The sequence below is a fragment of the Flavobacterium sp. PL12 genome (assembly GCF_039123485.1).
In the GTDB taxonomy this organism is placed as follows: Bacteria; Bacteroidota; Bacteroidia; order Flavobacteriales; family Flavobacteriaceae; genus Flavobacterium; species Flavobacterium weaverense.
Window position 1 is genome coordinate 51655 of the sequence record NZ_JBANDI010000009.1, and the last position, 24226, is coordinate 75880.

Annotated in this window: 18 protein-coding genes and 1 tRNA gene; 3 read left to right on the forward strand and 16 right to left on the reverse strand. The window is 32.2% G+C overall.

Annotated features, from left to right (window positions below; translation table 11 throughout):
• Nucleotides 1–249 precede the first annotated feature (249 nt).
• Nucleotides 250–1317, reverse strand: a complete 1068-nt coding sequence (aroB, locus tag RCH19_RS06040; protein ID WP_343022460.1) for a 3-dehydroquinate synthase — start codon at nucleotides 1315–1317, stop codon at nucleotides 250–252.
• A gap of 92 nt (nucleotides 1318–1409) precedes the next feature.
• Between aroB and RCH19_RS06045 the strand changes: the two genes are divergently transcribed.
• Complete coding sequence (locus RCH19_RS06045; RefSeq protein WP_343022461.1) at nucleotides 1410–2579, forward strand: proline dehydrogenase family protein; 1170 nt, start codon at nucleotides 1410–1412, stop codon at nucleotides 2577–2579.
• 334 nt (nucleotides 2580–2913) lie between these two features.
• Here RCH19_RS06045 and RCH19_RS06050 read toward each other — a convergent pair whose 3' ends face one another.
• Nucleotides 2914–4698 carry an ABC transporter transmembrane domain-containing protein gene (locus tag RCH19_RS06050; protein ID WP_343022462.1) on the reverse strand — a complete coding sequence of 595 codons (1785 nt, stop codon included), beginning with the start codon at nucleotides 4696–4698 and terminating at the stop codon, nucleotides 2914–2916.
• A gap of 208 nt (nucleotides 4699–4906) precedes the next feature.
• On the opposite strand from RCH19_RS06050, the gene RCH19_RS06055 reads away from it, so the two are divergent.
• Nucleotides 4907–4981, forward strand: a tRNA-Val gene (locus tag RCH19_RS06055).
• 554 nt (nucleotides 4982–5535) lie between these two features.
• Nucleotides 5536–6153, forward strand: a complete 618-nt coding sequence (locus RCH19_RS06060; protein ID WP_343022463.1) for a class I SAM-dependent methyltransferase — start codon at nucleotides 5536–5538, stop codon at nucleotides 6151–6153.
• A 219-nt stretch (nucleotides 6154–6372) separates the two neighbouring features.
• On the opposite strand, the gene RCH19_RS06065 is transcribed toward RCH19_RS06060, so the two are convergent.
• The 14 genes from RCH19_RS06065 to RCH19_RS06130 all read right to left on the reverse strand — a co-directional run bounded on the left by RCH19_RS06065 (nucleotide 6373) and on the right by RCH19_RS06130 (nucleotide 24202).
• Nucleotides 6373–7809, reverse strand: coding sequence for an FAD-dependent monooxygenase (locus tag RCH19_RS06065; protein ID WP_343022464.1), 1437 nt, complete (start codon nucleotides 7807–7809; stop codon nucleotides 6373–6375).
• Between the two features lie 213 nt (nucleotides 7810–8022).
• On the reverse strand, nucleotides 8023–8661 hold the full coding sequence (locus tag RCH19_RS06070) for a response regulator transcription factor (RefSeq protein WP_343022465.1): 639 nt from the start codon (nucleotides 8659–8661) through the stop codon (nucleotides 8023–8025).
• A 6-nt stretch (nucleotides 8662–8667) separates the two neighbouring features.
• Nucleotides 8668–9402, reverse strand: a complete 735-nt coding sequence (locus RCH19_RS06075; RefSeq protein ID WP_343022466.1) for a sensor histidine kinase — start codon at nucleotides 9400–9402, stop codon at nucleotides 8668–8670.
• Nucleotides 9403–9458: 56 nt separating this feature from the next.
• A complete protein-coding gene (locus RCH19_RS06080) occupies nucleotides 9459–12203 on the reverse strand; it encodes a response regulator (protein WP_343022467.1) in 2745 nt (914 codons plus the stop codon).
• Nucleotides 12204–12219: 16 nt separating this feature from the next.
• Complete coding sequence (locus tag RCH19_RS06085; protein ID WP_343022468.1) at nucleotides 12220–13650, reverse strand: hypothetical protein; 1431 nt, start codon at nucleotides 13648–13650, stop codon at nucleotides 12220–12222.
• 10 nt (nucleotides 13651–13660) lie between these two features.
• Nucleotides 13661–16267 (reverse strand): carboxypeptidase-like regulatory domain-containing protein, encoded by a 2607-nt coding sequence (locus tag RCH19_RS06090; protein WP_343022469.1) that lies wholly within the window; start codon nucleotides 16265–16267, stop codon nucleotides 13661–13663.
• 213 nt (nucleotides 16268–16480) lie between these two features.
• Nucleotides 16481–17287 (reverse strand): hypothetical protein, encoded by an 807-nt coding sequence (locus tag RCH19_RS06095; RefSeq protein ID WP_343022470.1) that lies wholly within the window; start codon nucleotides 17285–17287, stop codon nucleotides 16481–16483.
• A gap of 73 nt (nucleotides 17288–17360) precedes the next feature.
• Nucleotides 17361–17957: a peptidoglycan-binding protein LysM gene (locus RCH19_RS06100; protein ID WP_343022471.1), complete on the reverse strand. Its 597-nt coding sequence runs from the start codon at nucleotides 17955–17957 to the stop codon at nucleotides 17361–17363.
• A gap of 145 nt (nucleotides 17958–18102) precedes the next feature.
• The gene (locus RCH19_RS06105) at nucleotides 18103–18648 is read right to left on the reverse strand and encodes a peptidoglycan-binding protein LysM (protein WP_343022472.1); all 546 of its coding nucleotides are present in this window, start codon (nucleotides 18646–18648) and stop codon (nucleotides 18103–18105) included.
• A gap of 190 nt (nucleotides 18649–18838) precedes the next feature.
• On the reverse strand, nucleotides 18839–19390 hold the full coding sequence (locus RCH19_RS06110; protein WP_343022473.1) for a peptidoglycan-binding protein LysM: 552 nt from the start codon (nucleotides 19388–19390) through the stop codon (nucleotides 18839–18841).
• 206 nt (nucleotides 19391–19596) lie between these two features.
• Nucleotides 19597–20148 (reverse strand): peptidoglycan-binding protein LysM, encoded by a 552-nt coding sequence (locus tag RCH19_RS06115; protein ID WP_343022474.1) that lies wholly within the window; start codon nucleotides 20146–20148, stop codon nucleotides 19597–19599.
• A gap of 206 nt (nucleotides 20149–20354) precedes the next feature.
• Nucleotides 20355–20906 carry a peptidoglycan-binding protein LysM gene (locus RCH19_RS06120; RefSeq protein WP_343022475.1) on the reverse strand — a complete coding sequence of 184 codons (552 nt, stop codon included), beginning with the start codon at nucleotides 20904–20906 and terminating at the stop codon, nucleotides 20355–20357.
• A gap of 206 nt (nucleotides 20907–21112) precedes the next feature.
• Nucleotides 21113–21664, reverse strand: coding sequence for a peptidoglycan-binding protein LysM (locus tag RCH19_RS06125; protein ID WP_343022476.1), 552 nt, complete (start codon nucleotides 21662–21664; stop codon nucleotides 21113–21115).
• 279 nt (nucleotides 21665–21943) lie between these two features.
• A complete protein-coding gene (locus RCH19_RS06130; RefSeq protein WP_343022477.1) occupies nucleotides 21944–24202 on the reverse strand; it encodes an acyl-CoA dehydrogenase in 2259 nt (752 codons plus the stop codon).
• Nucleotides 24203–24226 lie beyond the last annotated feature (24 nt).

Below are 24226 nucleotides of genomic sequence, written 5' to 3' on the forward strand. Positions count from 1 at the left end.
TTAAGCTACAATTCAAACTCGAATATTCGCATATATAATCTGAAGCTTTTCGTGATCTGATTTCATATATTGAAATACATCAAAACTAAAGTTTCCTTTAATAGAATAAAATCGCTTCAATATTCTTAGAAAAGACATATTGTTCCGAGTTTTATTAGAACTATAATTTGGCTTATTTTGACACTTTTTCATTGATGCAAATGTAAAAAAATATTATAAACTCACTACCTCCTTTTTGTAAAAATAAAATTAAGATTTATAATCTGCGAAGGCATTAAGAATTAATTCATTTTCAACTGATTGATTAATTTTAATCTTTCCGATACCTTCAATAAGTGCAAACTGTATGTTACCATATTCGTTCTTTTTATCATGAATAAGTAAATCAAGTATAGGTTCGATATCATTTTCATCAAAAACAATGTCTTCATATATCGATTTGAGACTTGATTTGATTTCCGAATATTCATTTTCATTGATCAATTCTTTGGTCATAGAAATGTAACTTTCTAATATCATTCCCGCAGCAATCGCCTCACCGTGTAACAAAGTAGTCTTATCTTCATTTTCTAAAAAATAACTTTCTATCGCATGACCGAGCGTATGTCCGAAATTCAATGCTTTACGAATGTTTTTCTCAGTAGGATCTTGGGTTACGATTTCGTTCTTAATTTCTACAGATCGGTAAATTAATTGGTCAAAGTCGGCGAAGTCCAGCGCTTTTAAATCCAGAAATTGTTCCCAATATTCTTTATCATAAATTAAACCGTGTTTTAGCATTTCTGCCAATCCAGAACGCATTTCGTTTTGAGGAACCGTTTCAAGATACTGTGTATCAATAAGAACCATTGTCGGTACGTTGATCACGCCAATTTGGTTCTTTAAATTACCTAAATCTACTCCGTTTTTTCCACCTACAGAAGCGTCAACCATTGATAGTAGAGTAGTAGGGATGTGAATAAAATCAACACCTCTTTTAAAAGTAGAGGCTACAAAACCACCTAAATCCGTTACAACGCCTCCACCTAAATTAATGATCAGTGTTTTTCTGTCAGCACCAAGCTCCGTTAATACATTCCAAACTTGGACGCAAGTCTCTATGCTTTTATTAATTTCTCCAGCTTCAAATTCGATGATTTCAATCGTTAAATCAGTTTCTAAAAAGGGCAGAAAATGAGGTAAACAAAACTCATTTGTATTGCTGTCAACAATAATAAATAGGTTTGAATATTTGTTTTCGTTTATATGAAGATTTAGCGCTTCATATGCTTTTTCATTAAAATGAATTGGATAACTGTTGGCTTGAATTGATTGCATCTTAAATTATTTATTACAACCGCAAAATAAGGTAATTTTTGCTGAATAATATTTAAAAGTCTCTTTATATTTGTAGAAAAATTTCACAAAAAATGGAAAAAATATTCAATAATACACAAGTTGCATTTTCGTTAAAAAGCGACACTGAGCTGGACAGAGCTTATTTTCTTTTTAAAATGATTGATAATCAACCTTTAGTTCGAATAGGTACCGCAGTTACAAATTTTGCACTAAAAGCTAACCTTCCTGTTGAAGGATTGATTCGCGCTACTGTGTTTGACCATTTTTGTGGTGGCGTGAACGAAGATGACTGTCTTTCAGTGGTGGATAAGATGTATACGAAAGGAGTTTCTTCCGTATTGGATTATTCTGTTGAAGGAAAAGAAGAGGAAAATCAGTTTGATGCTGCACTAGATATGACTTTGAAAACTATTGAATTTGCCAAAGAGCGTCAGGCAATTCCATTTGCAGTTTTTAAACCGACTGGTTTTGGCCGTTTCGAACTGTACGAAAAAATAGGAGCTAAAATTGCTTTAACTGCTGATGAGCAAGCAGAGTGGAATAGAGTGTTAGTTCGTTTTGACCAAGTGTGTAACGAAGCTCATAAAAAGAATGTCGCTTTGTTGATTGATGGAGAAGAGAGCTGGATGCAAGACGCTGCTGACGAAGTTGTAACTAATATGATGCGAAAATACAATAAAGAAAAAGCTATTGTTTTTAATACTTTACAATTGTACCGCTGGGATCGTTTAGATTACTTAAAACAATTGCATGAAAAAGCAAAAGCAGAAGGATTTTTTATTGGTATGAAGCTTGTTCGTGGCGCTTACATGGAAAAGGAAATAGCTCGCGCTGTAGAAAAGGGATATCCCTCTCCAATCTGCGCAACTAAAGAAGCTACCGATAAAAATTATGATGATACTGTTTGTTATATGGCAGAGCATTTAGATACGATGTCGATTTTTGCAGGAACGCATAACGAATTGAGTACTTACAAATTGATGGAATTATTGAAAGAGAAAGGTATAAATCCAAACGATGACCGCATTTGGTTTGGTCAATTGTATGGAATGAGTGATAATATTAGCTACAACTTAGCTGAAAACGGATATAATGATGCTAAATACTTGCCTTTTGGACCAGTAAAAGATGTTATGCCGTACTTAATTCGTCGTGCGGAAGAAAATACTTCAGTTGCGGGACAAACGAGCCGTGAACTATCAATGATAAAAGCAGAAAGAAATAGAAGAAAGGGGAAGTAAGTTTCAGTGATCAGTATTCAGTGATCAGTGATCAGTGATCAGTATTGAGTGATCAGTGTCAGTATTTAGTATTGAGTAATCATTGTTAAGTATTGAGTGATCAGTAAATGATAGTAAATTATTAGTTTTCAGTTTTCAGCGATTATTTTCTAATTATATAGAAGTAAAAAAGCTCCAATTTTTCAAAATTGGAGCTTTTTATTTTTAAAGATTAATGATATAAATTAATTTTGAATTTGTAATAGCTAATTACTTTACAATGTATATTAAACTTATATACCAATGTTTTCCAATTTAATCACCCTCTCCTTCGGAGAGGGACGGGGAGAGGATTCTAACTATTACTAAACTGTAAGTTACTTAAGTTTTTATACATTCCATTTTCCAATGTAATAAGTTCTTGATGCGTTCCTTGCTCTGAGATTACGCCATTGTCTAAAACTAATATTTGGTCAGCGCTGCGAATTGTTGATAAACGGTGCGCAATAATTATACTCGTTCTTCCTTGCATTAAAATTTCAAGAGCCTCTTGTACTAATTTTTCACTTTCACTATCTAATGAAGAAGTTGCTTCATCTAATATCAAAATACTAGGATTTTTAAGCAAGGCGCGTGCGATCGCAATACGCTGTCTTTGACCTCCCGATAATTTAATCCCTCGTTCTCCAACGATTGTTTCAAATTTCTCAGGGAAACTTTCGATAAAATTGAGAGCATTAGCTTGCTTCGCTGCCAAAATTATTTCGTCATTAGTAGCATCTGGTTTTCCGTAAGCGATATTTTCTTTGATCGTCCCACCAAACAATATAACGTCTTGCGGTACAATGCTCATATTTCCACGTAGCTTTTCTAAGTCATAATCATAAATGTTTTTACCATCGACAAGTATTTCTCCGCTATCAATGTTGTAAAAGCGTAAAAGTAATGATGCTATAGTCGATTTTCCAGTTCCACTAGGTCCAACGATGGCAATTTTTTGGCCATAACTAGCGGTAAAACTAACATCTTTTAATACTTTAATTTCCTTTCTAGAATGATAGCTGAAACCGACGTTTTTGAAAGTCACATCACCTTTAATTTTTTGATAAGAAGGATTTTGAACTGAATTGATTTTTTCAGGTGCTTCATCGAGTAATTCAAAAACACGTTCTGTTGCTCCAATAGCCTTTTGTATTTGTGCATATAGTTCTGCTATACCACCAAAAGATGCTCCAACAAATGTAGAGTACAAAACGAACGAAATCAATTGACCCACGCTCATTTCTCCGCTGATGCTTAAGCGAACACCAAACCATACTACAGCAACGATGGCTCCGAAAAGACAGAAAATAATAAATGAGGCAAAGTATCCTCTATATTTTCCTCCTTTGATTGCTATTTTTACTACTTCTTTAATTTTGCCATCATATCGTGCGATTTCGTACCATTCATTGGCGAAAGCCTTTACAATAGAAATACCTTGCATTGTTTCTTCAACTATAACTTGGCTTTCTGCCACTTTATCTTGAACACTTTTTGAGTATTTTCGAATAAAACGACCAAAAATAACCGCTGCCACAGCTACAAGCGGAACAACAGATAACATTAATAATGTTAATTTGATACTTTCACTTGCTAGTAAAAGCACACCACCAATGATCAATATGAATTGTCTTAAAAACTCTGCGATGGTTGAAGTTAAAGTGTCTTGAATTTGGGTAATATCAGAACTGATTCGGCTGTTTAATTCGCCAACACGCTTTTGTGAAAAGAAAGACATAGGTAATTTTACTAAATTACTATATAATGCTAAACGAAGATTTGCGAGCGTGTGTTCTGTAAAATTGACAAATAAATACAATCTAAAAAATGAAAATATGGATTGCATAAATAAAATAACAATAAGACCTAATGCAATATAATTAGCTTCAGAGTTATCCTTATTTTTAACGCAATCGATAAGCATACCCATAAGCTTTGGAAATGCTAAAGCTGTTGCTCCTGTAAAAAGAAGAAATATTAAACCAACGTAGAATTTCCATTTATGACCGCCTGCATATTTAAAGATAATTAGTGCTTTATTGAGTGATGTCGCTGTGATTTTTGATTTTGGTAAATCGTTTTCTTTGAATCTTGCCATTTTTTATTATTTAAAAAAGCAAATGTAAGACTATACGAAGGGAATACAAAAAAATGATTCGGAATCATCTCTTATTTAAAATGCTGTTAAAGAGAGACAAAGGAAATATTGAAAATTTTTTATGAAAATAATTTTAAAAAGTGCTTGTGAATACGATTTCTAACTGTATATTTGCACACGCAATACCGAAAGATATTGCAACCCGAAAGGGCGATTAGCTCAGCTGGTTCAGAGCACCTCGTTTACACCGAGGGGGTCGGGGGTTCGAACCCCTCATCGCCCACAAAACTCCTTAAGAAATTAAGGAGTTTTTTTTTGATATATGGATAATCTTTGTCATCAATTTCAAAAATCATCGATATCCAATAGTTTGAAATAAAAGCACTTACTTTTAAACTCCTTTATTAAAAAATTTACTATCGTCTTATTTATTCTTCTTTGACGATATTAAAATCTACTTAACGATTTTAAAGACCTTTCAATAGCTTAAAAATAGATTTAATAAAGCAGGTCAAAGTTGAAGCTTTACCAGAACTATTGCACTATTTTTTAAGTCACCATAATCATTAAGTAATGCTAAGCTATATTTTGTAATTTTCATTTTATATTTTAATGCATATTTATCTATACTTTTATCATCCAAGGTTTAATTAAACTAAAAAAGCGATTGTATTCTAAAAAATCGTTAAAATGTATTGAACAAAGACTTGGCGATTAGCATTGTAAATGTTGTCCGAAAAAAAATAAACTGTGTAAGAAAATAAATAGTTACTAAATTTGTATATATAGTAAGCAGTAAAACGTTTTTAATAACAATTAAACGGAAGCAAGGAAATTATGAATGAAGTTAATAAAGATCATTGGGAAACAGTCTATGAAACAAAAAATCCAGAACAAGTTAGTTGGACACAAGATGTTCCAAGAACTTCTCTTGAGTTTATTCATTCTTTTAGTTTAGATAAAAATATCGAAATTATTGATATTGGTGGGGGAGATAGTAAACTGGTAGATTTTTTATTAGAAGAAGGATATAAAAACATTACCGTCTTAGATATTTCAGCAAAAGCACTGGAAAAGGCTAAAAAGCGATTGGGAGCAAAAGGTGAGAAAGTTAATTGGATTGTAAGCAATATAACCGAATTTGTTCCAACAAAAAACTATGATATTTGGCACGACAGAGCGACATTTCATTTCTTAACTAAACCTCAACAAATTGAAAAATATATAGAATTGGCCAGAAAAGCAGTTAATGGATATTTAATAATTGGAACTTTTTCTAAAAACGGACCAACGAAATGTAGTGGACTAGATATTCTACAATATGATGAAAATGATTTAGAAATTGAATTCAAAAATGGATTTAATAAAATAAGATGTACCACTGAAGATCACAAAACACCTTTCGAAACGATTCAAAATTTTACATTTTGTAGCTTTAAAAGGCAGTCCGAATAAATTTATAAAGTTTTGATAGAAACATTTTAATTGATTGTCTTTAAGAAAGGAATATCATAAAATGTAAATTCTCATTTTTAATAAATTATAATTTTAGATTATAATATTGAATTGTTTATAGCTAAAGAATCTCAGTCTAAGCATTATAGAAAAGAAAGATTTGTAAAAATTCATTTTAGATTATTTTACGATTGATTCTATTGTAACAAGATTTTATTATTACTTTTTCTTTGCAAGACTTCCGCGCGGTGAATTACCTTCTAAAAGTACCGTTTCAGAATGAAGGAATAATGCCGCTTCAGCTGAATCTTTAACTTTGACAGCAGTTCGTTCTATCATTTCAGATTCAAAATCTTTCAAAATAGTATTTCTGAGTCCATCTATTTTCCATTGAGAGGAAGATTCACACTCCTTAGTAATGACTCTTGCCAATGCTAATGCATCAAGTAATGCTTGGTTTGCACCTTGTCCCTTGAATGGACTCATAGGATGTGCAGCATCGCCTATTAAAGCACTGTTTCCAGCATTAAGTAGTAAATCTGAATCGAGCAATTCTCTATCGTATGCAGGATAACCAGAGATTTGATTGACAGAAGTAGCTTTCAATATCTCAGGAATAGGAGCGTGCCATTGACATCTCAGTATTGCTTCTTCTTTTAGTGATTTTTGTCCTTTAGCACTTAAGTTTATCGCTTGATTTTCTGTCATTGGAAAGCTAAGCTGCCACATAACAGATTCTGAGTCGTAAGGCATTATATATATTCGTTCGCTTCCATTGGCAGTTTGAAATACAGTAGCAGAATCAAGTAACGAGCTATTTGTATCTTCGATTGCTGTTAAAGGACAAATTCCTAAAATCACAATACAGTTTAGATATCGTAGTGGAGTAGTTGTTTCTCCAATTAATAATTTCCGTACGGAACTTCTAATACCATCAGCACCAACAATTAAATTAGCTTTTGTATTTTTCACTACGCCGTCAACAAGGAAAGTTAATTCCATCGATTTATCTGGAGCTTCTTTGAAATCTATGAGTTGGTGATTCCATTTAATACTTTCTTGTATATCTAACTGTTCTAGTAAAGCCTTTCTAAGTGATTGACGAGCAATATGTATATTAGTTCTTTTTTTCGAATTTTTAACATCTCCGTCTAGCCATTTTCTAACTCCCCATTCCCCCAGAACATCACCATCCGTATTATGTACAATGTGCTTTGTCGAAATTACTCCTTCAGACAGCGACTTTATTCCTAACGCGTTTATTGTTTTACTAGCTTGCTGTAAAGTGAGGCCGTAACCCTGAGATCGCGAATCAAAATCTTTGTCGCGCTCATAGATTGTAAAAGGAATTCCTCTATGTAAACAAGCTACAGCTAATGCTGCTCCACCAATTCCACCACCAATTATTGCTATCTCTGGAAATTTATTTTTATCTTGAAGAGGATATTCTGAACTGGGAACAATACCAAGTCCTGAACAATTTGTGCAAGTATATAAATGTGCTTTGGGAATTTTTGGAAGTTGGGCAATTTCTTTACTTTTCTCAAACTGTTGCAAAGTTAATTTGTACTCGTATTGCATCTTCTTGCTGAGGCCATGGCTTTTTTTACCTTGTCCTTTACATTCCTTGCAAACATTCCATTTTGTTTCTTGCATTTTTTCCACTTCCACTAGAACTATTTCTGTAATAATTAAATATGATATTTGATACAGCAAATTTAATTCAAAAGTACAGTTAGATAGTATTAGAACGACTAAATTTGATATAAAGATAAACTTCACATAATTAATTGCTTCTAAATAAAAAAAGACAAAACAGATATTTTCTATTTTGTCTCTCTTGAAATCTAAAACTATTCGATTACAAAGTTATTCTTTATAAAGCCTCAAAACTTCAACGAGCTCTGGGATAGACTGTATATTTAGCTTTTCAAACAATCTATTTTTGTACGTGCTAATAGTTGATGAATGTAGATTTAACGTGTTCGAAAGTTCCTTTAAAGGTATTCCTTCCACTAATTTATTAGCAATTTGTAATTCTCTATTTGATAATAATTCAATAGGAGTACTATTTGTAGGACCATTTAAAGATTCTGAAATCATTGCATCTTTCACTTCTTCAGAAATATAACGTCCTGAAGTCAGCATAGCATTCAAAGCTTTCTCAATTTTAGCAGAGGAAGATTCTTTATTCAAATAACCATCAGCTCCCAATTTTAAATAGCGCAACGCGTAAATCAGTTCATCTTGGGAAGAGAAAACAAGTATTTTAATTTTTGGCTGTTTCAATTTTACATAATTGACAGCCTCTTGAAATGAGCCATTAGGCATATTAACATCTAATATAAGTAAATCATAAGAATCGTTAGAAATAGCAGTGTACAATGATTTATAATCATTTACTTCAGACAAGTGAGCGTGAGGTTTCAACTGTCTGATTACATGAAGTAATGCCATTCTTACAATTTCATGATCATCCGCAACTAGAATACGATCAATTTTTTGCATATTTTATTATTTATCGATTTGGGGTAGATAAATGGAAACTGTTGTTCCTTCGTCCATTTTGGACTTAATTACAATTTTACCATATAACAAAAATACAAAACTTTGAACGATTTTCAAACTTAAACCTGCACCGATTTCGCCCATCGTTCCTGCAAACACAGAACTTTCGAAAGAAAAGATCGAATCCATATTCTTTTCATTAATTCCAATGCCAAAGTCTGTTATCGATAAGATGAATTCTCTATCGCTTTTAGTAACATTTAGAATTATTTTGCTCTCCTTATTCGAATACTTAATGGCATTATCAACTAATTTGTTAAGTATAAAATGGATTAAAGTGCGATCAGTTATTAGTTCTAGACTACGATCACCTTCAAATTCAAAATTTAATTCTTTTGCAGTAATTTTGCTATCTTGCTCTTCCTGAAGTTGTTCAAACAAGTTGAAAGCATTAATATTTTCATTTTTAGGTTTGAAATTACCATACTGCGTTTTTAACCAATCACTAGTATCTTGAGCCGTATTGAAATTCTTTGTAGCGTCTTTTTTAATTTGAGGCAACATTTTAAAAAGATCTTCTTTACCAATAATATTATCGTCGTGAGCTTCGATTATCCATTTTAAATTGCCAAATATTTGCTTAGTATCATGAGAAATCAAAGAAATCCAACCTGTCAAAAGATTATTTTCGTTTTTAAGTTTTGTGTTTTCTAGTTGTAATTCTTCAATCGTATTGATCATTAGTGCTTTTTTATTAATTTTTAATTCGAAAAGGGGACTGCAAATTTAGTTATTTTTTACTCTTTACCAATCCACTTTTTTAACATCGTAGCTAAAGTTAATTTTAATAAGGGTTTAGCTAAAAAATCATTCATTCCTGCTTGGACACATTTTTCTTTTTCACCGGGTAAACTTCCTGCTGTCAAAGCAATTATAGGAATCTCGATATCTTTCTCTAAACTGCGTATTAATAAAGTTGCATCGATTCCATTCAATTGAGGCATTCTAATGTCCATTAAAATAAGATCTAAACTTTGTTTTTTAAACTGTTCAACCGCTTCTTCGCCATTAGAAGCTTCAATGATGTTACAATTGGGAATTAATTCTTTCAGATAACTTTTAGTTAAGAACATATTAACTGGATTGTCTTCAGCGACTAATATCGTTACTCCGTATTTTATAACATCAGATTGCTTTTCTTCAATCTCAATAGCTTCTTCCTCAATTTTACTATCATTTTTAAGTTTAGAAAGTACTTTGTACATTAAGTTCATTCTAATTGGCTTTACCAATCTATTATCTACTTCTAACTCTTCACAGGCTTCCTGAAGTGTTTCATCGTCAGAAGAACTGTAGAGTACAATAAAAGGAGCATTTTTATTTAAATCTTTAATTTTTCTGATCGTCTCAATACCATCCATGACAGGCATATGATAGTCCATGATAATTACGTCAAACTTGGTTTTTTCCATCATTGTAAGCACTGCTTGCAATCCGCTGTTAACTTCAGTAACTGCTATTCCTTTTATTTCTAACATTCGACGAAGAATCATTCTATTGTTGTCATTATCATCAACAATTAGAACGCTTTTTATTCCGTCAAGCTCCATCTTAAATTCTTCTTTTTCAGTGTCGAAATCAATGTCGAAAAAGAAATTACTTCCTTTGCCTTGTTCACTTTCTAACTCAAGCGCACTGTCAGACAATGCTAGAAGTTTGTTCGAAATTGTTAATCCTAATCCTGTTCCACCAAATCGCTTAGTAATACTTGCATCTTCTTGAGAAAAAGCATTAAATATTTCTTGCTGCTTATCAATATGAATTCCTATTCCAGTATCACGCACGCCAAATCGCATTTTTAATCTACTATCGCCTAAGTCGTCTAATACTTTAACGTATAGTTTTATTTCGCCTTTTTCAGTAAATTTAAGTGCATTACTCAAGAGGTTTACAAATATTTGCTTGAGTCTCATACCGTCTGCCCAAATATATCTTGGTGCCGTTTGGTCAATATCGATTAGCATTTCAAGACCTTTTTTATTGGCACTGTAAGAGACAATATTGAACGCTTCAGAGATTACTTCTTCTACATCAATTTTGTCGATGTCTAATTTCATATGGTTCTTTTCCATTTTCGAAAAATCCAATATGTCATTAATTATGCTGTACAGTGAAATACCAGATTGATTGATAATTTCTAAATATTGTCTCTGAGTGTCATCTAAATTAGTTCCTAAAGCAAGCTCTGTGAAACCAATTATTCCATTCAATGGTGTACGTATTTCGTGACTCATATTAGCAACAAACTCAGATTTAGCTAAATATGCTTCTTCGGCATCTTCCTTTGCTTTTCTAAGCTCTTCATCGATTCTCTTGCGTTCCGTAATATCAATTACGTTAGAGAAAATTTGCTTATTACCGTTCTGATCTTCATCTAGAGAACACATAAAATACCAAGTTGATTGCTCACCATCTTTTTTGATGATTTCCATTTCACCGGCTGCGTAACCTTGTTTTTTAATTTCACTTAAAAAGAATTCTATTCTATTATGTCTTATTGGATCGATAAGATCATAAAGCGATGACGTACTCATTTCTTCTTCTGAAAAACCTGAAGCAATTAATCCAGCCTTGTTTACTTCGATAAAATTTCCATCAAGGTCTAAAACACTTAATATTCCACTAATATTTTCAAATACTTTCCTGAATTTTAATTCACTTTTACGTAACAACTTTTCTTTTTGTACATATTCGGTAACATCTCGTCCTATAGTATATGCCACGTTTAAGTCAAGATCAGACGAGCAAGTCCATTCAATCCATTTAATTGTGTTGGATTTCGTAAGATAACGATTAGTGAAATTTTGAATACGTTCGCCCTTGTTAAGAGTGCTCATTGCATTTAAAGTTTCTTGTTTATCCTCGTCAAATACAAAATCTATAAAATTAGCTTCCATAAACTCTTCGCTTTCCCAACCAAGTGTTTTTTCGAAAGCTGGATTGATTTTTATAAATTTGCCGTCAAGGGAAAATATTCCAATTAAGTCATCTGCAAACTCAAATAAATGATCTTGATTAGTTAAACGCTGCTCTTTTTCTTTGATTCTAACCCAACGATTTAGCTGTTGGATTGATTTGTCAAGATAGATTTTGTTTTCTGGCGTAAGAATACGCTCTTTAGTATCAAAAATATTTAAACTCCCTATAATAACATTATGAGAATCCGTTATTGGAAAAGCAGTGCTGAACTTGACATCTAAAGCACTTGCTTCATGAGCAGTTTCTATTTCATAATCATCACTTGATATTTGATCGAATTGTTTATCAAACGGCCAAATTTTCTCTATTGAATCATCATTTGTTGCAATTACATACGATTTGTCATCGCTAAAAAGCGTCACAGTACATAAGGCTACGTCAGTCATACTAACGATTGAAAATATTAAAAAATCAAATGCTTCACCATAGCGGTTTTCAAATATGCTTAATTTATAGGTATTGTATTTTATAGTGGCGTTATGTGAATTTTTAATTTTTTCCATGACTTTAAATTTTTAATTACAAAGCTGTAAAGCTGTAAATTATATTAATACCGTATGTTTTCTTTTGCTGCTGAACTAACGACTGCGCTGACTCTGGTGATATTGTATAAATAACATTTAAATTCTTATCGATTGCAGGATTCCCTTTATCTATTAATTTTCTAGGAGTGGTAGTGAGTGTTTGTTTTTCTTTATTTCCTTCAACGCTAATTTGCAGTATAGATGAATTTAAAGTCGATTGAACACCATTAGAATTAAAGTAATTTGCAGCAGATTTTACATACAGTTCATATTTTTCATTATTAGAAACCCGTAACTGATTAGGAATAGTTTTGCTTTGTCCTTCATTATATTGCTGCATCGTATTGAATGTAAAATTCACCTCAGAGTTTCCTCCAGGAACCGAAATTTCTGATAATGCAGGAACTACTAATGTAACTTCAATTTCTTTTTCTGAATTAACTTTATTAGCACTTTTGGCATCAAGTACAATTTGAAAAGTATAAGTACCAGCTTCGAAAAAGTCATTTTTAAAATCTTCAGAACTAATTGTTAGATTTAGGTCGAAAACGCTTCTATTTCCACGCTCCACTTTAAAAGCACCCTCTGCAGAGTGATTAATAAACTTCTCAGTAATTAATTTGGAATTTATTTTTGGGTTGCTACTACCCAATTTTACTGTTGAAATAGTAAATTTTCCATCTTTTCCATCTAATGGTTTAAATGTAAATTCCTTTTTTCTACTTTTTGCTGCTAAAGTGAAATCAACCGTATGGCCAACTTCCATTGCACCAAGATTTACAGAAAGTTGTGAACCAGAACGGAAATCATTTAATGAGTTAATAGTAACATTTTTACTGTCAGCACCTGAAATCCACTTAATCTCTTCGGGAATGGAAATAAAAACATTAAAATTATCAGGACTAAATTGGATTGCATACCAACCGCTACGACCATAATCCTGCACTACTTCTAGTTTATATTGCCCTGCATGAAAGGTATTGGACTCAATTTGTAATGACGGTACTCGAAAACTAAAATTTATATCTCCTTGATTATACCGAGAGCCACTACTAGGTTGATACCATGTTTGAAAAGAATTTGTAAACCATTTATATCCCGGCAACACGTCCCCTGAATCAAATGGTGGGGTTTGGTTTCCAATCTGCGCTAGTTGCCATTGAAGAACAGATGTTGGTAATTTAAAATCACCAAAGGAAGTATGCTTAAAATTTTCACCTGAATCAGACCTGATTTTTGGATCTATTCCGCCCACTCGCCATGACTTATTACCTTGAGTATTCATTACATTTTGAACTGTTACAAACTCAGATCGATTAAAAATAGAGTTTCCTGGAATTGTGATTCTAACATCTTGCGCGCAAACAGACTCTGTACCTATCAATAAAAAAAATAGTGCGAAAAATAATGTATATAGTAGTTTCATATCGTACGATTTAAAATTTCTTGACTTTGATCTGTCTGTCTTTTTTCACGTAATTGAAAAGAAGCGTTTCAGAATAGTCAGCATTGTTTAATTGTATTGTTTGAGATGACTTAACATACTCGTATTTATTGTTTTCTATAAAAATACGGTAAGATCCATTTTTTAAATAGAATTCAAATTCATTATTTTGGTCGACCGCGGTGTACGTTTTTTGTCCTTTATCATCTTCTGCATAAACTACAATCCCACGAACATCTGATTCTAAATCATCATAAGTTTGCTTCACTTCAACCAGTTTACCTTTAACTTTATTATTCTTTCCTAATCCTATTTTTAAATTTACATTTTTACCAACTAAGATTTCAGGATCTTGCATCAAGCGAACTCCCACACTTTCATTCACTCGTAACTTATAAGTTCCTTTTGGCACATTTCTAAAACTTACTTTGCCATTTTTATCGGTTTTAGCAACATAACTATCCAACTTTATAATTTCTTCTGCCATTAAATTTTCTCCTTTATCTAATATACCATTTAAGTTTTTATCTTGAAAGAATTGTAAATTAATAGTGTGATAACTTCCCGAATCGCCATTCGAAAAATATTTTTTAATACCAACTTTATATTGATAATTATTCCCTTTAAAACTATTTGCAAGTAAAGATTGATAATTGGAATAGTTAGCATAACCTGTAGCGGCCCAACTTTCTGTTATTTTATATTCAATATTTGCGTTAGCGTTTTGATTTATATTATTGTAAAGTTCAGAATAATAAAGTCCTGCTGATAAATAGCCTTTGATTTTGTTTTGTAAAGCCGAAAAGTTATACGAGGAGTAAGCACTATAGTTTATAAAATTATCACTGCTTTCTGAAAAATAATTTAAATCATAAATGGTATTAGGATTAAACTGTGCTGTACCATTCAAAGAAAAGTTTTTAAAACTGTAGCTTAAAGTTGTTTTAAAACTAGAAAATTTATAAAGCGTTTTTAATGCTTCAGAGTAGGAGTACTCTGCCGTTAAATTAATTCGATGCGATTTAATTGCAGTACCAATATCTGTTCGAAATCGATATGATAGTATTCCTTCATTGATAAGGTTGTTAATATTCTTTTGTTTTTCTACTTGCGGGCTAAAAGTAAAATTCCAATTATTTTTGGAAATTTGATATCCTAACTTTAATCCATGCGTACTATAGAAATTATAGGAATCAAATAATACTTGTCCATTATTGTCTGTCACCACTTGATTGTAAAGATATTTTGGTTTAGACTGTGAATTTTGATATTGTAAAAATAAGCGCTTTTGTTCTGTAAATCGATATCCAATATTCTGATAGGTATTGACTGAACCTCTATTCATTCCTACATAATTACTTGACGCAAAATTAGAAAGCGAATTTAAATCCCAACGCTTATCTCTGTAGTCATAATTAATACTACTCATAAAACCAGCTTCTTTATTGTCGTTTAACGCACTTTGCTCATGACTTAGTCCGGTTTCAATTCTGAAATTATGATTTTCAGTAATTTGAAATCCAGAGCTATAGTGCATTATTTGCGAATCAATCGACAGTCTAGGATCGTGATCGAATAAATAAGATATTTTACCATTAAAGCTGTTGTAATCACCAAAGCTGTATTTTGCTCCGATAGTTTTTGAACTTTCAAATCCGGTAGTGTACGTACTATATATATTGTAGTTGTTGTCAACAGCTAAAACTTCTAAATTTCTTTTAGAACCTAAATTTGCTAAAATTTTAGCTCCACGACCAGAAACGGAGTAATCATAATCGTTGCCATAAATATTTCCTAATCTGATTGAGGACCCTTTACGTTCTATATCAAGATAGGTGTCATACAAGCTAAATTTATTTTCACTGTTGTAGTAATCAAACGCAGTATTAAAAGTGCCTCGAATTTCGTTTCCTAAATTAATTTGGGTATTTGCTCTCAATTGAGTGTAATCAAAACCACTGCTCAATTGATTATAAGCTAACTCCATGTAATTCTTGTCAGTGGCAACGTTTGAATTACGCATCAATTGTGTGCTATTAGATAAAACCATTATCTTAATGGTATTGACATTAATTACTTTGTTTTTGTTAACATCAGTGACTTTAACTTGTATGTTGTAATTTGGAAAATATACATTTTGCTGGCGCATTGACAGTTTTAATTCAACTGTTTTTTTTTCCTTCCCTTCTAAATTTAAAATTATTTGACGTTCTAAAAGTTTTAGACCCGCGAAGTCAGAATCAAATTGCAATTGTACGGATCGACTTGCATAACCCGTATTTTCGACAAATAATGAAATTGTAGATTCTGGAATCAAGGGATTAATGTAATTCTCTTGAGTGATTGGATATATAATTACATCTTCTTCCTCATTTATTTTTCTTTGAAAACTTGCTCCTATAGTTTTGCTCTTTTCATCATCTAAAGAATAAGAAAGTTCAAATTTAATTTCGTTGGAGCTCATCTTCATAAATGGAGTACTAGCGATAAACTTAACAAATATTTTTTCAGTTTCGCCAATGCCAATAACTGATGGAGTTTTAGGCATCAGTAAAATTCCAGGATAATTTGCACTAGCAATTAAACTGCTAATTTTCATTTTCGTTTTCGATAAATTTTTTATGTACAAAAAATTAGTGAAAGTTTTGCCTTGCGTGACTTTAACAGTGTCAGCTTCAAAATAAAACTTAACCTCATTATCTAAGGATTGCCCAAAGATATTTGTAGAAAACATAAATAGTATAAACAGTAGCAATGCAACCTTTCTTGATAGAAAAGATAATATGTTAATTGAAGATTTCAAAAATAAAACTTAAAATTCAAAAGATTTTTCACCAATTCGTAAATCATTCGAACCTGCCATTTTAACAATGATTACTCCTGCATATTTTCCTTTAATATTTTCTGGTAGCTTGTGTGTGATATTTTGATAAGTTCCTGGCATCATCGATAGATTTATCGGAGTCAACTTAATTTCTTCACCAGTATCCATGTTTGTTAGTTCTAACTCTACTGCAGCATCATTTACTACTGAACCGTCATTAAAAAGGCGGATTGCTACCGCTTGAGAATTATCAACCTGTTTTGGCATCGCTTCAATGCTAATGATATCTACGCTGACTGACTTGCTAGCGACAGGAGTGTAATAAACGTGAAGTCCAAATTCAAATAAGGCAATAATTCCTATTCCCTTATCTAATTTTAACTCATCTTTTTGCTTTCCTATTTGTGTGAAAAATAGCATAGAATTTGTCATTTCTACTGTCGATGCATTTGCTGGAATTTTCATTGTAACTAGCACTTCCTGCGTCGACTTAGCAGGTAAATTAATGTTTTTTTCAAGAGTAGAAATCCAAGCCGAATTGGTTTGCTTTAACATTCCTGGCTCAAAGTAGACTTTAGTTCCATCTTCTTCACGATTCCAGTCTTTTACATTTATATTGAAAATGTAATCATTTGCAGATCCGTTATGAATCACAACATTTTGAGTTACTGTTTCACCAGGATTCCCTGTAAAGAATAAGCGAGTAGGTGACATTGAAACTCCTTGAGAAAAGCCAATTAAAGCGAAACCTTGAATAAATATAAAAGTTAATGCAAATTTAAAGTAATTGTACATTTGGATTTGGGATTAAATTATTATTTAAAAAGTTTTATTAAGTAGGTGATAAAAACTTTTTGAAAGATGCGTTTTACAAAGCACTTGCAGTATAAGTAACCGTTTGAGTATAACTTCCTGCTGGTTTACCTAGTATATCAGTAGATGATGATTTTGCTTTTGGAATTATATAATCTAAATCTAATTGTAGTTTAAGTCCTAAAGCGGCTGAACCTACTAGAACTTGATCTGTTGTAGAAAGTATAATGGGAGTTGATTTCCCCATCAAAGTTGAAGACTCATTTCTTTGTATGGTGATAACATTAATTGGAATTTGGTTAATTCCATTTTCAAAATATTCTCCATTAGCTCTCACTTTAACATCAAAAGCTTTGCTGAAAGTAACTACTAAGCTTTTTGGTACAGTAGCTGTCTTTTGAGAATTGTAGTCTGAAACAGTTTCGTATCTAAAATCAACAGCACCACCATTTGCAGCGCTTTCTGAGTCAATTGATAGAACGTCTGCTAGTGTAATATTAACTTTAGTTGCTACTTCCTGCGCTTTAGCAAAAGATGTAGTTAAAAATAATGCACTAATAAATAATACACTTAAAGTTGAAGATTTAAATGGTAAAAGTAAAAACAAACTTTCTTGAAATCTTTGTAGGTAGGTTTTCAAAATGTTTTTCATAATAGGTTAGTAGTTTGTGGTGTTTCTACAAATTTCAATTATATTTTTCTTAAAAAATTTAATTGTAAAAATATAATCGTAGCAAAATAGACATTATTTAAATATTCTCCTAATTCAATATCATAAAACTATGAATGGTATTTGATTATAAAGCGGTTGCAGTAAACTTTACTCTTTGTGTATACGTTCCAGGTGCTTTACCTAAAAGTTCAGTTCGAGCTTTATTTGCGGGAATTGAGTAATCTATGTTTAAAGTCCTTTGAGCTCCTGGATTTGCATTTCCAACTAATATTTGTTCAGTGGTTGACAAAGTAATATCATTTAGCGTGCCAATCATAGATCCTCCGCTAACAGCTTTAACTTGTAAAACTCCCACCGGAATAGTGCCAGCTTCACTTATAAAATTTTCTCCTTCTGCTTTTACTTTTACATCGAAGTTATTTGAAGAAGTCACTACTAAACTATTTTCAATTGTTAGATTTTTATTACTATTATAATCGCTAGCAGTAAAATAATTGAAATTTACTACTCCGTCATTTGCTATGCTTCCATTGTCAATAGAAATAACTTCCGCCAAAATTATATTCACGGTTGTAGTTACTGAAGTCGCACTTGATTGTGCGATCAGATTAGTACTTCCTGAAATTAATGCTATTAAAAATAGTACAGCATTAAAGAATTGTTTTGTCATGAAATTTATTATTACTCTTCGTTTCTTTTGAGCACTGCAAATCTACGTTAGGGTTGAAGATATGTTTGTAGTCAAATATGTATAGTAAAGTAGTTTAATCACTACACAGCTTTTTACACATATTTATAAATCAAAAAAGCCCTCAACACTTTGTATAGTGTTGAGGGCTTTTGACAATTTTTATTTTTAATTACAAAGCTGTTGCAGTGTAAGTTACTTTTTGAGTGTAAGTTCCAGGTGCTTTTCCTAGTAACACTTGTGAAGCTTTTTCAGCTGAAATAGAATAGTCAATGCTCAGTGATTTTTTGGCTCCTTTATCAGCGATAGATACTAATTTCTGATTAATTGTACTTAAAGTTATTTCCTTAAAAGTTCCATTCATTGTTCCACCTTCAACTACTTTAATTTGCATTACATTCACTGGGATAGTATTAGTGCCATTATTGAAGTTAATACCATCAGCTTTAACATTTATATCAAAATTTCTTGATGAAGTTACAATTAAACTATTTGGTACTGTTACATTTTTAGCTGTGTTGTAATCTGTAGTTGATGTATAATTGAAATCTACAACACCTCCAGCCGCTACACTTCCTTCATCAATTGAAATAACTTCAGATAATTTTAAATTTACCGTAGTTGTTGCAGGAGCAGAATTAGTTCCTTTTTGAGCTTGTGCATTTGTAGTTCCGAAAACGAATGCTCCAAGAGCTAGTGCTGCAATAACGATTTGTTTTTTCATGATAATATAGATTTGGGATTTTATATCTTTTTTGTTTGTTCCTTTTGAACATTGCAAATGTACGTTGGCTTTACAAATGGCTTTGTAGTGGAATATGGAAATGCATGTAGTTTAATCACTACACAGCTTTTTGAACTATTTATAAATCAAAAAAGCCCTCAACACTTTATATCGTGTTGAGGGCTTTTGATATCTTTTAATTTGAATTACAAAGCTGTTGCCGTGTAAGTTACTTTTTGAGTGTAAGTTCCAGGTGCTTTTCCTAATAACACTTGTGAAGCTTTTTCAGCTGAAATAGAGTAATCAATACTTAAAGTTTTTTGAGCTCCTATCGTTGCTTTAGTTACTAGAACTTGATCAGCTGCAGATAATGTGATGGTATTAAAAGTTCCATCCATCGTTCCTCCAGATACTGCTTTAATTTGCATTACATTAACTGGAATAGAATTTGTTCCATTAACAAAGTTATCACCATCAGCCTTTACTTTTACATCAAAATTTCTTGATGAAGTTATTTTTAAACTATTTGCCACTGTTACATTTTTAGCTGTATTATAATCTGTAGTTGTTGCATAATTAAAATCTACAACACCTCCAGTTGCTACACTTCCCGCATCAATTGAAATAACTTCAGCTAATTTTAAATTTACTGCAGTTTTTACACCGTTAGAATTAGTTCCAGCTTGAGCTTGTACATTTGTAGTTCCGAAAACGAATGCTCCAAGAGCTAATACTGCAATAATTATTTGTTTTTTCATGATAATATAGATTTGGGATTTTATATCTTTTTTGTTTGTTCCTTTTGAACACTGCAAATCTACGTTGGCTTTACAAATGGCTTTGTAGTGGAAGATGGAAATGCATGTAGTTTAATCACTACACAGCTTTTTGAACTATTTATAAATCAAAAAAGCCCTCAACACTTTGTATCGTGTTGAGGGCTTTTGATATCTTTTATTTTGAATTACAAAGCTGTTGCCGTGTAAGTTACTTTTTGAGTGTAAGTTCCAGGTGCTTTTCCTAATAACACTTGTGAAGCTTTTTCAGCAGAAATAGAGTAATCAATACTTAAAGTTTTTTGAGCTCCTATCGTTGCTTTAGTTACTAGAACTTGATCAGCTGCAGATAATGTGATGGTATTAAAAGTTCCATCCATCGTTCCTCCAGATACTGCTTTAATTTGCATTACATTAACTGGAATAGAATTTGTTCCATTAATAAAATTATCACCATCAGCCTTTACTTTTACATCAAAATTTCTTGATGAAGTTATTTTTAAACTATTTGCTACTGTTACATTTTTAGCTGTATTATAATCTGTAGTTGTTGCATAATTGAAATCTACAACACCTCCAGTTGCTACACTTCCCGCATCAATTGAAATAACTTCAGCTAATATTAAATTTACTGTAGTTGTTGCAGGAGCAGAATTAGTTCCTTTTTGAGCTTGTGCATTTGTAGTTCCGAAAACGAATGCTCCAAGAGCTAGTGCTGCAATAACGATTTGTTTTTTCATGATAATATAGATTTGGGATTTTATATCTTTTTTGTTTGTTCCTTTTGAACACTGCAAATCTACGTTGGCTTTACAAATGGTTTTGTAGTGGAAGATGGAAATGCATGTAGTTTAATCACTACACAGCTTTTTGAACTATTTATAAATCAAAAAAGCCCTCAACACTTTGTATCGTGTTGAGGGCTTTTGATATCTTTTATTTTGAATTACAAAGCTGTTGCTGTGTAAGTTACTTTTTGAGTGTAAGTTCCAGGTGCTTTTCCTAATAACACTTGTGAAGCTTTTTCAGCTGAAATAGAGTAATCGATACTTAAAGTTTTTTGAGCTCCTATTGTTGCTTTAGTTACTAGAACTTGATCAGCTGCAGATAATGTGATGGTATTAAAAGTTCCATCCATCGTTCCTCCAGATACTGCCTTAATTTGCATTACATTGACTGGAATAGAATTTGTACCATTAACAAAGTTATCACCATCAGCCTTTATTTTTACATCAAAATTTCTTGATGAAGTTATTTTTAAACTATTTGCTACTGTTACATTTTTAGCTGTATTATAATCTGTAGTTGTTGCATAATTAAAATCTACAACACCTCCAGTTGCTACACTTCCAGCATCAATTGAAATAACTTCAGCTAATTTTAAATTTACTGTAGTTTTTACACCGTTAGAATTTGCACCAGCTTGAGCTTGTGCATTTGTAGTTCCGAAAACGAATGCTCCAAGAGCTAGTGCTGCAATAACGATTTGTTTTTTCATGATAATATAGATTTGGGATTTTATATCTTTTTTGTTTGTTCCTTTTGAACACTGCAAATCTACGTTGGCTTTGCAAATGGCTTTGTAGTGGAAGATGGAAATGCATGTAGTTTAATCACTACACAGCTTTTTGAAATATTTTTAAATCAAAAAAGCCCTCAACACTTTGTATCGTGTTGAGGGCTTTTGAAAAATATATTTAGGCATTTTTCTGCTTTACCTTAAATGAAAAACAGTTTGCTGCACTTCTCAAAAATTTATCCCTTAAGGTTTTAACTTTTAAAAAGCAATTGGTGCAGCAAGGCAACTATCAGGAATGTCAAAAGCTTTCACTAAAGCGACGGCTTCTGGTCGAATATCCCAACACAATTGATTGACCATTTTACGAACAGCTTTTGTTTTAACGGCTTCCATATAACCGTCTTCCAAATACCATCCTTTATTTTTTTCAATTTGTGAAAGCGCATATAGTTGGTATACTTTTACTAATATTGCCTTCACTTCTTTATCAGCAATTGTTTTGATAGCTAATTGAAATTGCTCTAAAACTATTCTTTCTAGATATGCTTGTGCTACATCAATCATTTGGTGCTGCACTACATTAAAAGCATCGTAAGGTTCAAGACCGTCATCAATAAGTTTCTTTAATCGTTTTGCGGCTGATGCCAGAGTTGTTTTTTCACGATACTGAAAAGCACTTAAATGAAAGTCTTCATCCATCAAATGTTCTGCATCTGTTTTGCGTGTTGCAATAGGATTTTTTTCAGAAATAGCAGTTTTTGCGTTTTGATAAACATATTGAATAATTCCCATTGCATCCATCTTTCCAAATGATTTTCTGAATTCTGATAAGCGGTTTTTAGCAACTAATTGCATCAAAACTGTATTATCACCTTCAAACGTGGTATATACTTCAGTATCATTTTTTAGAGCATCAATTCTGTTCTCTGATAGATAAGCTTTTCCACCGCACGCTTCTCTACATTCTTGTAAAATGGCAGTAGTACTCCAAGTAGAGTACGCTTTCATTCCCGCCGCCAATGCTTCAATCTCAGGCATCTCAATTTCAGTTCTGACCATGAAACGCTTCGTAACATATTTCAATGCAAAATGAGTAGCGTATGTTTTTGCTAGTAATGGTAGTAATCTTCTTTGATGAATTCGGTAATTTAATATTGGCACTTCTGAACCACCTTCTGGACCGAATTGTCTGCGTTTATCACTGTATCTGATTGCAATTGCTAATCCAGATTTGGCTGCAGCCAAAGCCGATCTAGGGATACCTATTCGACCACCAACTAAAGTACCAAGCATGGTAAAGAAGCGTCTATTATCACTAGGAATTGGACTTTCAAATTCTCCATTTTCGTTTACAGAAGCAAATCGGTCAAGCATATTCTCTTTTGGAATAACAACTTGATTAAAACTAATTGTTCCGTTGTCAACTCCGTTCAATCCCATTTTTAAACCACAATCATTAATAGTTACTCCTTTTAAGACAATACTATTGCTATCTCTAATAGGAACTATAAATGCATTAACTCCATAATCTGTTTCGCCAATAATTAATTTGGCAAAAACTGTCGCCATTTGGCCGTGAACAGCAGCATTACCTATATATTCTTTTTGAGCTTTTGGATGCGGAGTGTGAATTGTAAAAGTCTTTGTCTCATGATTGTATGTTGCAGTAGTTTCCATTCCTTTAACATTCGAACCGTGATTAGTTTCCGTCATTGCAAAACAACCAGGAAGTTTCAAAGAACCAATATCTCTTAAATACTTAGCATAATGTTTTTCTGTTCCCAAGGAGTGAACACTCATTCCCCACAATCCAAATTGAACTCCAAATTTAATTACTAAGCTTAAGTCATGATAACTTAAGGTTTCCATTATAGCAAAATAATCAGCAATATTATCGCCTCCACCATATTCAGTGGGATAGGCCATATTTCCTAAGTTTTCTTTTGCCAAAATTTTACACCATTCAAATACTTTTTCCCGATAAACGGCGGTATCGGTAGAGGTTTCGTAAGCAAATACCGGTTGGCTAATAATTGATTTTACCTTTTTTATTATAGGAGCTTGCTCGCCATCTAAAATTTCGGTTAATTTTTCTATTTCAAAACTAGAAGAAGCTGCTTGATTTGAAGTGAAGCTGTTTGATTCTTTACTGAAATCAGCAATAATTTCGTCACCTGAAAATCCTAAATCATTTTCAAGTTTTAGAAACTCAATATGATTATTTTTTATCGCTTGATTGTTATCAGAAAGTAAAATTGCTATCTCTGATGTTGATTTTACAGTTGGATTTAGGCTAAGGACTGCTTCTATTTCGGCTTTCCAACTGTTTAAAACAACTCGAGAGGGAGGATTTTTTGCATCTAATTTAGATAGCATTAATTCTTGATCTTTTTTAGACAACCAACTCTGTGATGTTATAAAATTCTTCAAAGTCGAGAATTCTTTTTCGGTCAATAGGTCGTCTGACCAAACGAGATAAAATAGTGGTATGAAAGCTTTTAATGTTGAATTTTCCATGGTGAACAAATTAAATGTAAATCT

What these genes read in the sequence shown, in the direction of transcription:
- RCH19_RS06060 (WP_343022463.1), top strand. Translation starts at nt 5,536, where the DNA reads ATGAATGAAGTTAATAAAGATCATTGGGAAACAGTCTATGAAACAAAA.
- RCH19_RS06065 (WP_343022464.1), bottom strand. Translation starts at nt 7,809, where the DNA reads ATGCAAGAAACAAAATGGAATGTTTGCAAGGAATGTAAAGGACAAGGT.
- RCH19_RS06115 (WP_343022474.1), bottom strand. Translation starts at nt 20,148, where the DNA reads ATGAAAAAACAAATAATTATTGCAGTATTAGCTCTTGGAGCATTCGTT.
- RCH19_RS06130 (WP_343022477.1), bottom strand. Translation starts at nt 24,202, where the DNA reads ATGGAAAATTCAACATTAAAAGCTTTCATACCACTATTTTATCTCGTT.
- RCH19_RS06080 (WP_343022467.1), bottom strand. Translation starts at nt 12,203, where the DNA reads ATGGAAAAAATTAAAAATTCACATAACGCCACTATAAAATACAATACC.
- RCH19_RS06085 (WP_343022468.1), bottom strand. Translation starts at nt 13,650, where the DNA reads ATGAAACTACTATATACATTATTTTTCGCACTATTTTTTTTATTGATA.
- aroB (WP_343022460.1), bottom strand. Translation starts at nt 1,317, where the DNA reads ATGCAATCAATTCAAGCCAACAGTTATCCAATTCATTTTAATGAAAAA.
- RCH19_RS06125 (WP_343022476.1), bottom strand. Translation starts at nt 21,664, where the DNA reads ATGAAAAAACAAATCGTTATTGCAGCACTAGCTCTTGGAGCATTCGTT.
- RCH19_RS06120 (WP_343022475.1), bottom strand. Translation starts at nt 20,906, where the DNA reads ATGAAAAAACAAATCGTTATTGCAGCACTAGCTCTTGGAGCATTCGTT.
- RCH19_RS06090 (WP_343022469.1), bottom strand. Translation starts at nt 16,267, where the DNA reads ATGAAAATTAGCAGTTTAATTGCTAGTGCAAATTATCCTGGAATTTTA.
- RCH19_RS06070 (WP_343022465.1), bottom strand. Translation starts at nt 8,661, where the DNA reads ATGCAAAAAATTGATCGTATTCTAGTTGCGGATGATCATGAAATTGTA.
- RCH19_RS06095 (WP_343022470.1), bottom strand. Translation starts at nt 17,287, where the DNA reads ATGTACAATTACTTTAAATTTGCATTAACTTTTATATTTATTCAAGGT.
- RCH19_RS06045 (WP_343022461.1), top strand. Translation starts at nt 1,410, where the DNA reads ATGGAAAAAATATTCAATAATACACAAGTTGCATTTTCGTTAAAAAGC.
- RCH19_RS06100 (WP_343022471.1), bottom strand. Translation starts at nt 17,957, where the DNA reads ATGAAAAACATTTTGAAAACCTACCTACAAAGATTTCAAGAAAGTTTG.
- RCH19_RS06075 (WP_343022466.1), bottom strand. Translation starts at nt 9,402, where the DNA reads ATGATCAATACGATTGAAGAATTACAACTAGAAAACACAAAACTTAAA.
- RCH19_RS06110 (WP_343022473.1), bottom strand. Translation starts at nt 19,390, where the DNA reads ATGAAAAAACAAATCGTTATTGCAGCACTAGCTCTTGGAGCATTCGTT.
- RCH19_RS06050 (WP_343022462.1), bottom strand. Translation starts at nt 4,698, where the DNA reads ATGGCAAGATTCAAAGAAAACGATTTACCAAAATCAAAAATCACAGCG.
- RCH19_RS06105 (WP_343022472.1), bottom strand. Translation starts at nt 18,648, where the DNA reads ATGACAAAACAATTCTTTAATGCTGTACTATTTTTAATAGCATTAATT.